Here is a 13,459-nt window from a genome sequence, read left to right as displayed (position 1 = left end):
CCGGTGGGTGGGTTGTGCCCGCCCTCCCCCAGCTACCGCTGGGAGGTGCCCCCTCGCCATGCGGAACGCCTGCCCACAACAGTGGAGCGAGCCGCCGCCGTCGGCTCCCCGCGGCAGGGGCGGGCCCCCTCGGCGAGGCGCCCGGGGGCGGGCACGCAACAGTGGCGAGCCGTCGCCCTCGGCTTTCGGCGGCAGGGGCGGAGGCCCTCCGGCGCGGTACGGGGGTGGGCGCATGGGTGCCGATGAGGCACCGGCACACAGCATGGGAACAAGCGGCGGGGTCACCGGCCGAGAGTTGGCCACCGGGTGGGAGGGGACGCGGTGGGGTGTCCCCGCAGGACGAGCAAGTCACCGGCCGAAAGCCAAAAACGAGACCTTCACGCCGAGGAGACACCCCGGCGCGGCGCCGACCCCCACCACACAGCAACCCCACACGGCCACCGGCGCAAGCCAAGAACCACGCGGCGCAAGCCGCGACGCACCGCAACCACACGCCGCGCCGAAGCCACCGGCCAGGCAGCCGAACACGGCGCCAAGCCACACGCGCAGCGCCCCGCGCCCCGTGCAGCGGCACAAAAATGTTGTGGGCAATCGTCCCGCTGGCGAGGGGGCACCTCCCAGCGGTAGCTGGGGGAGGGTGGGCACAACCCGTGCCACCGGCCCGAGCATCGCCAACGAACCCCCAAAGGGGCAACCGGGTAGGCGCACCCCGGTGAGGCCGGGCACCCCGTACGGGGTCAACGTCGCGCCCTGTGAGGGAGCGCAACCCGTGAAGGGGCAACCCCCCGTTTCCTTCCGCACCCCGCGAAGGGGACCCGCACACCAGCATGCAAGGGCAACCCTGTGTTTCCGCCCCCTACCGCACGCGGAGGACCATCAGGGCCAGGTCGTCCGTCGGGGCGTCGGCGGCGAAGCCGTGGACCGCGCGGCGGAGGAGTTCGGCCGTGGTCGCCGCGTCGCGGGCGCCGTATTTCGAGAGCGTCGAGGCAAGGCCCCCTTCGTCGTCGAACTGGCGCTGCCCTGAGCGGCGTTCGGTCACCCCGTCCGTCACGCACAGCAGCGTCTCGCCCGGCAGCAGCATGAAGGTCTGGCTGTCGTAGGAGACCTCGTCCACGACACCGAGCAGCAACTGCGGCAGCGCAGCCGCGTGCACCTCCCCCGAGACCTCGCGCACCAGCGGCAGCGGGTGTCCCGCACACACGACGGTGCACTCGACCCCGCCCCCGCTCTCCGGCCCGAGAGACCTCAGCTCTCCGTAGATCAGGGAGAGGAAGCGCGCCTGTTCGCCCACTTCGCGGTTCAGCCTGTCCAGAACATCCGGCACCCCGTACCCCTCGCGCGCGAGCAACCGCAGTACGGGGCGGGCCAGCCCCGTGACGACGGCGGCCTCGGGGCCGTTGCCGCACACGTCGCCCAGGGCGAAGCGCCAGCGGCCCTCCTCGACCTCGAAGAAGTCGTAGAAGTCGCCCCCGGCCCAGGAGCCCTCGCCCGCCGGTTCGTACACGACGGCGGTCTCGATGCCGGGGATCACGACCTCGCCGCTCGGCAGCAGGCCGCGCTGGAGCACCTTGCTGATGGTGGCCTGCCGCGTGTAGCGGCGGGCGGCGAGCACCGCGAGGGCCACGCGCCGGGAGAAATCCTCGACGATGCCTATGACCTCCTCGGAGATCCGCAGCAGCCCCGCGCGCCCGATGGCCAGCGTGCCCACGGCCCGGCCGCCCACGATGAGGCGGCAGGCGACGGCCGCGCCGCCGGGCCCGTAGGCGGATGCCTCGCCGGGCCAGGGCCAGGGCACGGCCTGGCCCGGCAGGACCTGTCTGGAGGTGCCAGGCGGGTTCTTCTCCAGTTCGGTGCGGAGTTCCTCGATCCGGTTCTCCTGGGAGTGCCAGACGCGGGCCAGCCGGGGCGGAGCCATCGCGTCCGCGCCCTCCAGCCATACGGCGCACCAGTCGGCGAACCGCGGCACGAGCAACTGCCCCGACAGCGAGGCGACCTTGTCCTCGTCCGTCTGGCCCGCGAGGAAGTCGGACGCCTCGGCGAGGAAGGAGAGGGCGCTGTGGCTGACGAGCACGGGTTCGGCCCCGGTGACCGTCGCGGCGCCGGTGGCCGCCTCTGATCCGGCGGAGGCCGCCGTGGAGGGGGCGAGCATGCCGGTGAGGCTGAGGCCCGACCAGTTGCCGTAGCGGTCGAGGACCGCTCTGCCGTTGCCCATGTCGTCCGCGCGCGGCCCCTGGCCGGTCACGGCGAGCTTGAACCAGACGGTCTTGCGGTCGCGCCGGTAGGTGACGCCCCACTCCTCGGCGAGGGCCGCGACCAGTCGCAGGCCGTGGCCGTAGACGCTGACGTCCGTGCCGTCGTCCGTCGAGGCGGCGGCACGGCCTGCCCCGCCCCCGCCGTTCCCGCCGCCGGAACCCGTGCCGTTCCCGTCGGAACCCGTACCGTTCCCGCCGTCCGCGCCGGTGCGCACACCCGCGCGCTCCCCCTTCCCTTCCGTGCGCGCCGTGTCCGGTACGCCGCCCGGCGCGTCGTCCGGCAGGTCCCCGCCCCGTGTCTCCACGGCGCGAGTGGGGTGCCGGTCCGAGACCTCACCCACGAAGCTGCCGCCCTCCTGGCGGCACTCCAGACCGACGGCCGTGCCCGCGTGCACGACCGCGTTCGTCACCAACTCGCTGACCAGCAGTACCGCGTCGTCCGCCACCGCACCGCCGAGTCCCCACTCGGCCAGTGCGGCGCGCACGAACGTCCGGCCCGCCGAAGCCGCGAGCGCGTTGCCGGGCAGCTCGGTCCGCGCCGCGGGCACCTGCCGCGTCTCGCCGCCGGTCACCTCGGTCGCCACCCCCCGCTGCGTCGGCATCATCGTCCCCACGTGCAGCTCCCCAAGAGTTCTGTCATTGCGCCCAGCGCAGTACCGCAAGGGTGACAGACTGGGCTCGCTCATACGCACCGAGTTACGGAAGTGGTGGGCCCCGCATGTCCACAGACGCAGCCGCGGCACCGGAGGGAACCGGTGTGTGCGCGGCGGAACTCCTCCCCGTCCTCAGCGCCCTGCGCGCGCTGCGCGACGGGGACTTCCGCGCCCGGGTCCACCCCGACGACGCCTTCCGCCTGGGCATACACGCGGAGCTGGCCGAGACCGTCAACCAGATCGCCTCCCGTCAGGAGCACCACTACCTGGAGCTGGAGCGGGTCCGCGAGGGCCTGCTGCGGCACGGGCGGATCGACGAGCGGCTGAAGGCCAGCCCCGGGCAGGGAGCGTGGACCGATTCGGTGCACGCCGTCAACGCGCTCCTCGACGCGCTCCTCATCACGCGTGCCGACGCCACCCGCGTCCTCGCCGCCGTCGCCGACGGCGACCTCTCCCAGCGCGTCCAGCTCTACGACGGCCGCCGCCCCCTGCGCGGCGAACTGCGCCGCCTCGGCCGCACGGTGAACCGTATGACGGACCAGCTCTCGCTCTTCACCAGCGAGGTCACCCGCGCCGCCATGGAGGACGACAGCGAGAGCGGGCGCAGACAGGGCGGCAAGCACCACGGCCAGCACACCACCCTGCGCGGCCTCTCGGGGAGCTGGCGCGACGCGGCCGAGGCCGTCAACCAGATCGTGTCCGATCTGCGCGAGACGACCCAGGCCAAGGAGTGGCTGGAGTCGAACATCACGCGGCTCGCGGCGCTGATGCAGGGCCGCCGCGATGTGCGGGACGTCGCCGAGCTGATCATGCGGGAGCTGCCGCCCCTGGTCGACGCGCAGTTCGGCGCCCTCTTCCTCGCCGAGAGCCCGGAGGCGGAGATCCCGCCGGATCCGGCGCGCCTGTCCTACGTCGCCGGGTACGGCAACGCGACGTACGAGGCAGGGTCCAGGCCACGGGCCGGTACGCCCAGCCACGGGCTGATCTCCCAGGTGGCCGCGCAGAAGCGGCGGGTGCTGCTGACGGAGGTGCCGCCCGGGTATCTGCCGATCACCTCGGGGCTGGGCGCGTCCTCGCCCGCCTGCGTCGTGATCCTGCCCGTGCTGTACCAGGACCGTCTCCTGGGCGTCGTCGAGCTGGCCTCGTTCAGCGCGTTCAGCGACATCCACCTGGCGTTCTTCGACCAGTTCGCGCACACGATGGGCGTCGCCCTGAACACGATCAGGGCCAACACCGAGCTGTCCGAGAAGGCGGCGCTGCTGGCCGCCTCCTCGCAGTACAAGACGCAGTTCCTGGCGAACATGTCGCACGAGCTGCGCACCCCGCTCAACTCGCTGCTCGTCCTCGCCCAACTGCTCTCGGACAACGAGGCGGGCAACCTCTCCCCCGAGGAGGTGCGCTTCGCGGAGACCATCCACCGTTCGGGCACCGATCTGCTCCAGTTGATCAACGACGTGCTGGACCTGTCGAAGATCGAGGCGGGCCGGATGGACGTGCGGCCGCAGCGGGTGCCGCTGATGGCGCTGCTCAACTACGTCCACGACACCTTCCGCCCGCTCGCCCTCGACCGCGGTCTCGCCTTCGCCGTCACCGTCGCCGAGAACGCGCCGTCCGAGCTGCACGCCGACGAGCGCCGCATCCAGCAGATCCTGCGCAACCTGCTCTCCAACGCCTTCAAGTTCACCGCCGAGGGCCGCGTCGATCTGCACGTCGCGCCCTGCGAGGAGAACGGCGAGGAGCTGATCGCCTTCACCGTCTCCGACTCCGGGATCGGCATCCCGCCCGACCGCCTGTCGCGCATCTTCGAGGCGTTCCAGCAGGGCGACGGCTCCACCCACCGCACCTACGGCGGCACCGGGCTCGGCCTCTCCATCAGCCGGGAGATCGCCGAGCTGCTGTCGGGCCGCATCGAGGTGGCGAGCGTCGCGGGCGAGGGCAGCACCTTCACCCTCTATCTGCCGACGCGCGCCACCGCGCAGACCGCGACGGACGGCATACGGGGCGAGGAACCGCACGACAGGCAGCCGTCGCGCACGGGCACGGCGTGGGAGTCGCGCGAGTTCCGGGACCTGCGCGAGTCCCGGATGCCGGGGCTGCCGCAGGATCTCGACGAGCGGCTGGACTCGCACCGGCCTGGACCGGCCACGAGCAGCCCCCCTGGCGAGGGCGTCCACGACGCCGACGCGCCGGACGGGGCCGGCGGGACCGGCGGGGACGCAGACGCGGAATCCGTGCGCAGCCTCGCCGCCTGGCAGCAGGGCCGCGCGGCCGAGGTGCTGCCGGGTGTGCGCGTCCTGGTCGTCGACGACGACATCCGCAACGTCTTCGCGCTGAGCCACGTGCTGGGCCGCGTCGGCATGTCCGTGCGCTACGCGGAGAACGGGCTGGAGGGCGTGGCCGGGCTGGAGCGGGATCCGGACGTGGACCTGGTGCTGATGGACATCATGATGCCGGAGCTGGACGGCTACGAGACCATCCGCACCCTGCGCGCCGACGTCCGCTTCGCCCAGTTGCCCATCATCGCGCTCACCGCGCAGGCCATGCCGGGCGACAGCGAGCAGTCGCTGTCGGCGGGCGCGTCGGCCTACGTGCCCAAGCCCGTCGACACCGACCGGCTGCTGAGCACCGTGCTCGACCTTCTCGACCCACAACCCTCTACGAGGCAGCGATGACGCCCGGCTCTATGGAGTACACGCACACCACCGACGAGGCCGCCATCCTCCTCGTCGACGACATGGAGGACAATCTCGTCGCGCTGGAGGCCGTCCTGGGCACGCTCGACGTGCCGCTGGTGCGGGCGACCTCCGGCGAGGAGGCGATGAAGTCGCTGCTGCGCCAGGAGTTCGCGCTGATCCTGCTCGACGTGCTGATGCCCGGCATGGACGGCTTCGAGACGGCGGCGCACATCAAGCGGCTCGACCAGACCAAGGACGTGCCGATCATCTTCCTCACCGGCGCCGAGTCCGCCACCGACGCGGGCTACGCCTTCCGCGGCTACGCGACGGGCGCAGCCGACTTCCTCACCAAGCCCTTCGACCCGTGGGTGCTGCGCACCAAGGTCTCGGTCTTCCTGGAACTGCACCGCAAGAACCGGCAGTTGCGCCGTCTCCTGGAGGGCGAGCGGGACCGGCTCGGCGAGTTCGCGCTGCGGCTGGAGGCGGTCGAGCGGCAGCTCACCGAGCACAAGCGGCCCACGGAGCACGGGTGCAGCGAAGCGGACGCCTCCGGGACCGGAGGCGAAGGGTCCGACGGGGAGGGCACGGGGCCGGGGGAGCTGGCCCGGGACGTGGCACGGATGGCCGACGCGCTGCGCGAACTACAGCGCGACGTGGGCGCCGCACACTGACCTTCCCGCGGGCCGGTCCAGCCCGCGGCCGGTCCGTGCGGCGCCCAGGACGACGGCGCTACGTCTCGCGCGTGCCCGCGTACATCTCCTCGATCAGGGCGCCGTACTCGCGCTCCACGACCGGCCGCTTGAGCTTGAGGCTGGGCGTCAGCTCCCCGTGCTCGATGTCCAGATCGCGCGGCAGCACGCGGAACTTCTTCACGGTCTGCCAGCGCTGGAGCGTCGCGTTGAGCTGCTCCACGTACTCGTCCATCAGCTCCCGCACCTGCTCCGAGAGGACGACCTCCTCGTACGGCTTGCCCTTCAGCCCCTCCTGGTCGGCGGCCCAGGCCATGAGGGAGGGCTCGTCGAGGGCGATGAGCGCGGTGCAGAAGTTGCGGTCGGCGCCGTGCACCAGGATGTTGGAGACGTAGGGGCACAGCGCCTTGAACTGGCCCTCGACCTCGGCGGGCGCGATGTACTTGCCGCCAGACGTCTTGATCAGGTCCTTCTTGCGGTCGGTGATGCGCAGATAGCCGTCGTCCGACAGCTCGCCGATGTCGCCGGTGTGGAACCAGCCGTCGTCCTCCAGGACCTCGGCCGTCTTCTCCGGCAGCCCGTGGTAGCCCTGCATGATGCCGGGACCGCGCAGCAGGATCTCGCCGTCCTCCGCGATGCGCACCTCGGTACCGGGCAGCGGCTTGCCGACGGTGCCCGTGCGGTACGCCTCGCCGGGGTTCACGAAGCTGGCGGCGCTGGACTCCGTCAGGCCGTAGCCCTCCAGGACGTGCACTCCCGCGCCCGCGAAGAAGTAGCCGATGTCCGGGGCCAGCGCGGCGGAGCCCGAGACGCAGGCCCGCAACCGCCCGCCGAACGCCTCGCGGAGCTTGGCGTAGACGAGGCGGTCGGCGACCGCGTGCTTGGCCTTGAGCCCGGCGGGGGCCGCGTGGCTGCCGGTGCGGCGGAAGTTGTCCTGGGTGACCTTCGCGTACTCGCGGGCGACGCCCGCGGCCCACTGGAAGATCTTGTACTTGGCCGCGCCGCCCGCCTTCGCCTTGGCGGCCACGCCGTTGTAGACCTTCTCGAATATCCGCGGGACGGCGGCCATGTAGGTCGGCCGGACGACGGGGAGATTCTCGATGATCTTGTCGATGCGCCCGTCGACGGCGGTGACGTGGCCGACCTCGATCTGCCCGGCCGTGAGCACCTTCCCGAAGACGTGCGCGAGCGGCAGCCACAGGTACTGCACGTCCTCGCCGGTCACGAGCCCGGTCTGCGCGATGGCCTTGGCCATGTAGGACCAGCAGTCGTGCGGCAGGCGGACGCCCTTGGGCTTGCCCGTGGTGCCGGAGGTGTAGATGAGGGTGGCGAGCTGGTCGGCACGCAGCGTGCGCACCGTGTCGCTGACCGCGTCGGGGTTCTTCTCCAGATACGCGTCACCGCGCCGCATCAGCTCGGCGAGGGAGAGCACCCAGCCCTCCGGATCGCCGTGCTGCGGACCCGCCGCGTCCAGATCGCCCTCCTCGATGAGGACGACGTGGTCGAGGCGGGGCAGTTCGGAGCGGTGCTCGCGGACCTTGGCCAACTGGGTGGCGTCCTCGGCGATCAGGACGCGGCTCTCGGAGTCGGCGAGGATGAAGGCCGTCTCCCCGGTGTTCGTGCTGGGGTAGACGGTGGTGGTGGCCGCGCCCGCGCAGAGTATCCCCAGGTCGGAGAGGATCCAGTCGACGCGGGTGCCGGAGGCGATCGCGACCCGCTCCTCAGGGCGCACGCCCAGGACCATCAGCCCGGCCGCGATGGCGAAGACCCGGCGGGCCGCCTCGCTCCAGGTGTACGAGTGCCATTCGTCGGGGCCCTCGCCCGAGGCGGGCGGCACCGGATACCGGTACGCCGGCGCTTCCGGGGTGGCCTCGACCCTCTCCAGGAAGAGTGTCGCCACGGAGGGCGGCCGGTTCTCGATCAGGGATTGTGTGTCGCTCACGACATCCTCCGGGGCCCAGCACCTTTGCTTGGTGACTTGCTTGGTGACTCACGAGTAACTATGGAGCAGCGTCAGCCTAGAGGCCGTTGCCCCTTCACGTAAGGGGGCTGCTGAGGGTGAAACTCCGATCACCGCCCGATCGTCACAGGGCCACCACGCACCGTTTCCGCCCGTGCCCACCCGGGCCCGCCCGTACCGGCCCGTGACCGCCCGTACCGGCCCGGAACGGAGAACGGGCGGCGCGACGGTCCGTGACCGCCGTGCCGCCCGTCGCCCCTCGGCTCTGGTGCCTGCTTCTCGGCTCTGGCGCTTACTTCTTGGCCTTGGCGTCGCCGCCGTCGTCGGTGGAGAGCGCCGCGATGAAGGCTTCCTGCGGGACCTCGACCCGGCCCACGACCTTCATCCGCTTCTTGCCCTCCTTCTGCTTCTCCAGCAGCTTCCGCTTACGGGAGATGTCACCGCCGTAGCACTTCGCCAGGACGTCCTTGCGGATCGCGCGGACGGTCTCGCGGGCGATGATGCGGGCGCCCACGGCGGCCTGGATGGGCACCTCGAACTGCTGCCTCGGGATCAGCTCGCGCAGCTTGTTGGCCATCCGGGTGCCGTACGCGTACGCCTTGTCCTTGTGGACGATCGCGGAGAAGGCGTCCACCTTGTCGCCCTGGAGCAGGATGTCGACCTTGACGAGATCGGCGCTCTGCTCGCCCGTCGGCTCGTAGTCCAGGGAGGCGTAGCCGCGCGTCTTGGACTTCAGCGCGTCGAAGAAGTCGAAGACGATCTCGGCCAGCGGCAGCGTGTAGCGCAGCTCGACACGGTCCTCGGAGAGGTAGTCCATGCCCTGGAGGTTGCCCCGGCGGGTCTGGCACAGCTCCATGATCGCGCCGACGAACTCGCTGGGCGCGATGAGGGTGCCGCGGACCATCGGCTCGTGGACCGAGTCGATCTTGCCGGTCGGGAACTCGCTGGGGTTGGTGACGACGTGCTCGGAGCCGTCCTCCATCTCGACGCGGTAGACCACGTTCGGCGCGGTGGCGATCAGGTCCAGGCCGAACTCGCGCTCCAGCCGCTCCCTGATCACCTCCAGGTGCAGCAGCCCCAGGAAGCCCACGCGGAAGCCGAAGCCGAGCGCGGCCGAGGTCTCCGGCTCGTAAGTGAGCGCCGCGTCGTTCAGCAGCAGCTTGTCCAGCGCGTCGCGCAGCTCCGGGTAGTCGGAGCCGTCCAGCGGATACAGCCCCGAGAAGACCATCGGCTTGGGGTCCTTGTAACCCGGCAGCGGGTTCTCGGCGCCCTTGGAGAGCCGGGTGACGGTGTCACCGACCTTGGACTGGCGCACGTCCTTCACGCCGGTGATCAGATAGCCGACCTCGCCCACGCTGAGCCCCTCGACGGGGGTCATCTCCGGGGAGTTGGTTCCGATCTCCAGCAGCTCGTGGGTGGCACCCGTGGACATCATCTTGATGCGCTCACGCTTGCTGAGCATGCCGTCGACGACCTTCACGTACGTGACCACGCCGCGGTACGCGTCGTAGACCGAGTCGAAGATCATCGCGCGGGCCGGCGCGTCCGCGACGCCCTCCGGGTGCGGGACCTGCCTGACGACCTCGTCCAGCAGCTCCTGCACGCCCTCACCGGTCTTCGCCGAGACCTTCAGCACGTCCTCGGGCTCACAGCCGATGAGGTGCGCCAGCTCGGCCGCGAACTTCTCGGGCTGCGCCGCGGGCAGGTCGATCTTGTTGAGGACCGGGATGATCGTGAGGTCGTGCTCCATCGCCAGATAGAGGTTGGCGAGAGTCTGCGCCTCGATGCCCTGCGCCGCGTCCACCAGCAGGATGCAGCCCTCGCACGCGGCGAGGGAGCGGGAGACCTCGTAGGTGAAGTCGACGTGGCCCGGGGTGTCGATCATGTTCAGGACGTGCGGCACGTCCTTGTCGTCCGAGGGCGCCCAGGGCATCCGCACCGCCTGGGACTTGATCGTGATGCCGCGCTCACGCTCGATGTCCATACGGTCGAGGTACTGGGCACGCATCTGCCGCTCCTCGACGATCCCGGTGAGCTGGAGCATCCGGTCGGCGAGCGTCGACTTTCCGTGGTCGATGTGCGCGATGATGCAGAAGTTACGGATCAACGCCGGGTCGGTACGGCTCGGCTCCGGCACGTTCGAAGGGGTCGCGGGCACGCAAGGTCCTGTCGGGTCTGTCGGGTCTTCGGCTGGAAGCGCGGGCGCTCCTGGATCGCTGGTCGCTCCCATGGTCCCATGCGCGGGGGCCTCCGACCGGATTGGGAGGGCCCGGGGGCCTGCTGGTAGCCTGGCTCACTGTGCCTTGTGCGCCCTGGACGAGATCGACACCTGGTCGAAGCCGGGAGCGGAGCGGCACAAGACGGAAATACACCGAACCTGTAAAGGCTCTTTCGTGGCGAACATCAAGTCCCAGATCAAGCGGATCAAGACCAACGAGAAGGCGCGCCAGCGCAACAAGGCGGTCAAGTCCGAGCTGAAGACGGCGATCCGTCGCACCCGCGAGGCCGTCGCCGCCGGTGACCTGGCCAAGGCCACCGAGGCGCAGCGCGTCGCGGCCAAGAAGCTCGACAAGGCCGCCAGCAAGGGTGTTCTGCACAAGAACAACGCCGCCAACAAGAAGGCGGCCCTGGCGCAGAAGGTCTCCTCCCTCAAGGGCTGACCCGCGTGACGGATCCCCCGGGATCCGGTCGGTACGACCACGGGCGGGCCCTCTCACTCCGCTCCGTACCGGCCGCTTGACGATGTGCACACACCGCACGCGGCCTGCGTTCGCCACGCGGGTGCGGTGGATCGCTTCGCGATCACCTGAAACAAACCGAAGGCCCCGATGGCCGCCTTTCCCCAGGCGGCGCCGGGGCCTTCGGCCTGCTCGGGGCGGGCTCCTCCTGGCTGCCCCGAGTGCCTCTCCGATACGCCGCTGCGGCGGTGCGACGGGGCGGCTGGCCCCGGTAACCCCGGGGCGCCTGCCCCTCCGGGCGCGAGACGGCTGCCCCCGGGCCCCTCGGGGTACGGGACGGCTGACCCCGGCACCTTCGGGGCGCGAAGCAGCTGACCCCGAGCCCGTCGGGGGCTGCTGGCCCCAGCACCTCCGGTGCGGGACGGCTGGGCCCGGGCGCCTCCGGGGTGCGAGGCGGTGGTGGCCCACCCCCTCTTTCCGCCGCGACGGGGCGCGGCCCCCACCCAGAGGGTTCGGCGGCATCGAAGATCACCGGCACCCGGCGCCGACGCCACCGGCGGAGGCCGGAACGGCACCGCCGGACCGCACCGTCCCGCGTCCCACCGTCGCGGCGGGAAGAAGGCGGCCCGGCCACCTCGGCGGGAGGCACGGGGCGGGCTGTCGCAGCGCGGGGTGCCCCACACGAAGCACCGCACCACCGGCCGAGGCCGGAACGGCACCGCCGGACCGCGCCGTCCCGCGTCCCACCGTCGCGGCGGGAAGAAGGCGGCCCGGCCACCTCAGCGGGAGGCACGGGGCGGGCTGTCGCAGCGCGGGGTGCCCCACACGAAGCACCGCGCCACCGGCGGAGGCCGGAACGGCACCGCCGGACCGCACCGTCCCGCGTCCCACCGTCGCGCGGGAAGTGGTGACCCGGCCGCCTCAGCGGGAAGAGGGCACCGTCGTGGCAGGGCGAAGGTGACCCGGCCGCCTCAGCGGGAGGAAGGGCGCCGTCGCGGCGGGACACGGGACGGCCGCCTCAGCGGGCCAAGAGGGGCGCACCGTCGCAGTGGCAGACGTCGGGCGCAGGCCAGCACGCGCCGTTAGGCGGCAGACGGCGCCAGCCATACCGCGAAAGGCGCCCCGTAGGGGCGTCAGCGGGAGCGGGCGGCGCGGGCGATGGTGATGACGGCCTGTTCCAGGGCGTACTCCGGATCGTCGCCACCGCCCTTCACCGCCGCGTCGGCGGCGGCGACGGCCCGCAGGGCCGTCGAGACGCCGTCCCCCGACCAGCCCCGCATCTGCTGCCGCACGCGGTCGATCTTCCAGGGCGGCATCCCCAGCTCCCGCGCGAGATCCCCGGGCCTGGCCCCACGCGGCGCCGAGGCCAGCTTCCCGATGGCCCGGACTCCCTGGGCCAGTGCGCTGGTGACCAGCACCGGCGCCACCCCCGTCGCCAGCGCCCAGCGCAGCGTCTCCAGCGCCTCGGCGGCGCGGCCCTCGACCGCGCGGTCGGCGACGGTGAAGCTCGACGCCTCGGCGCGGCCCGTGTAGTAGCGGGCGACGACCGCCTCGTCGATCGTGCCCTCGACGTCCGCCGTGAGCTGCGTACAGGCCGAGGCCAGCTCGCGCAGATCGCTGCCGATGGCGTCCACGAGGGCCTGGCACGCCTCGGGGCTCGCGGAGCGGCCGAGGCCGCGGAACTCGGACCGTACGAACGCGAGGCGGTCAGCGGGCTTGGTCATCTTCGGGCAGGCGACCTCGCGGGCCCCCGCCTTGCGGGCCGCGTCCAGCAGGCCCTTGCCCTTGGCGCCCCCCGCGTGCAGCAGGACGAGGGTGATCTCCTCGACGGGCGAGGCGATGTACGCCTTGACGTCCTTGACGCTGTCCGCCGACAGGTCGTGCGCGTTCCGCACGACGAGAACCTTGCGCTCGGCGAAGAGCGACGGGCTCGTCAGCTCGGCGAGGGTGCCGGGCTGGAGGTCGCTGGAGGCGAGATCGCGCACGTCCGTGTCCGCATCGTCTGCGCGGGCCGCCTCGACGATCTGCCGCACGGCGCGGTCGAGCAGCAGCTCCTCCTGCCCCACCGCGAGCGTCAGGGGCGCGAGCGGGTCGTCGGTCTGCTTCTTGCGGGGTGTCTCACGGCTGGCCATCGCGCTCCAGCATCCCACGCCCCGCTGACACTCCCCGCTGACAGCCCCGGCGCCCCTGCCGGACCCGCCCCCTCCCCGCCCCGGCGCACCGCTTCACGGAGAATGCCGGGGTGACTGACGTACGACACATTCTGGTGCTGCCCGACCGTGAAGCGGCGGAGGAGGTCGCCGAGGCGGTGGTGGACACGCTCGGTGCGCCCGAGGAGCCGCAGGTGATCCGTGAGGCGCTGGCGGGCGAGGACGACGCGGAGGACGCGCAGTGGCTGGTGGTGCTGGAGGGCCCCGAGGGGCGCTACGAGCCGTCGGCCCTGGACGCGCTCGCGGCGGAACACGAAGGCTGGCTGGAAAAGGACTGACCCCCTCCGCCCCGGAGGCCCCCGGAGGCCCCCTCTCCGCCCCGGAGCCGCCACCGGACCGCCC

Annotated in this window: 7 protein-coding genes and 1 pseudogene; 4 read left to right on the top strand and 4 right to left on the bottom strand. The window is 71.9% G+C overall.

Annotated features, from left to right (window positions below; translation table 11 throughout):
* Window positions 1-856: 856 nt before the first annotated feature.
* Entirely contained in the window at window positions 857-2,857 is a 2,001-nt protein-coding gene (locus tag ACYVOO_RS11930) for a SpoIIE family protein phosphatase (protein ID WP_461015691.1), read from the bottom strand.
* A 704-nt stretch (window positions 2,858-3,561) separates the two neighbouring features.
* Here ACYVOO_RS11930 and ACYVOO_RS11925 point away from each other — a divergent pair.
* Window positions 3,562-5,577: pseudogene (locus ACYVOO_RS11925) on the top strand (hybrid sensor histidine kinase/response regulator); the annotation flags it as partial.
* A complete protein-coding gene (locus ACYVOO_RS11920; RefSeq protein ID WP_461015620.1) occupies window positions 5,574-6,251 on the top strand; it encodes a response regulator in 678 nt (225 codons plus the stop codon). The pseudogene ACYVOO_RS11925 and the gene ACYVOO_RS11920, both read left to right, overlap by 4 nt.
* Before the next feature lie 58 nt (window positions 6,252-6,309).
* Here ACYVOO_RS11920 and ACYVOO_RS11915 read toward each other — a convergent pair whose 3' ends face one another.
* Window positions 6,310-8,211 (bottom strand): AMP-dependent synthetase/ligase, encoded by a 1,902-nt coding sequence (locus tag ACYVOO_RS11915; protein WP_461015619.1) that lies wholly within the window; start codon window positions 8,209-8,211, stop codon window positions 6,310-6,312.
* 310 nt (window positions 8,212-8,521) lie between these two features.
* Window positions 8,522-10,387, bottom strand: coding sequence for a translation elongation factor 4 (gene lepA, locus ACYVOO_RS11910; protein WP_461015618.1), 1,866 nt, complete (start codon window positions 10,385-10,387; stop codon window positions 8,522-8,524).
* A gap of 235 nt (window positions 10,388-10,622) precedes the next feature.
* Between lepA and rpsT the strand changes: the two genes are divergently transcribed.
* Complete coding sequence (gene rpsT, locus ACYVOO_RS11905; RefSeq protein WP_453348681.1) at window positions 10,623-10,889, top strand: 30S ribosomal protein S20; 267 nt, start codon at window positions 10,623-10,625, stop codon at window positions 10,887-10,889.
* A gap of 1,151 nt (window positions 10,890-12,040) precedes the next feature.
* Here rpsT and holA read toward each other — a convergent pair.
* Window positions 12,041-13,039 (bottom strand): DNA polymerase III subunit delta, encoded by a 999-nt coding sequence (gene holA, locus ACYVOO_RS11900; RefSeq protein ID WP_461015617.1) that lies wholly within the window; start codon window positions 13,037-13,039, stop codon window positions 12,041-12,043.
* 110 nt (window positions 13,040-13,149) lie between these two features.
* On the opposite strand from holA, the gene ACYVOO_RS11895 reads away from it, so the two are divergent.
* Window positions 13,150-13,395, top strand: a complete 246-nt coding sequence (locus ACYVOO_RS11895; RefSeq protein ID WP_453348679.1) for a hypothetical protein — start codon at window positions 13,150-13,152, stop codon at window positions 13,393-13,395.
* Window positions 13,396-13,459: the final 64 nt, after the last annotated feature.

It is taken from the genome of Streptomyces daliensis (assembly GCF_054782395.1).
Note: the sequence above shows the minus strand (reverse complement) of the source record. Positions and strands in the feature narration are given on the sequence as shown.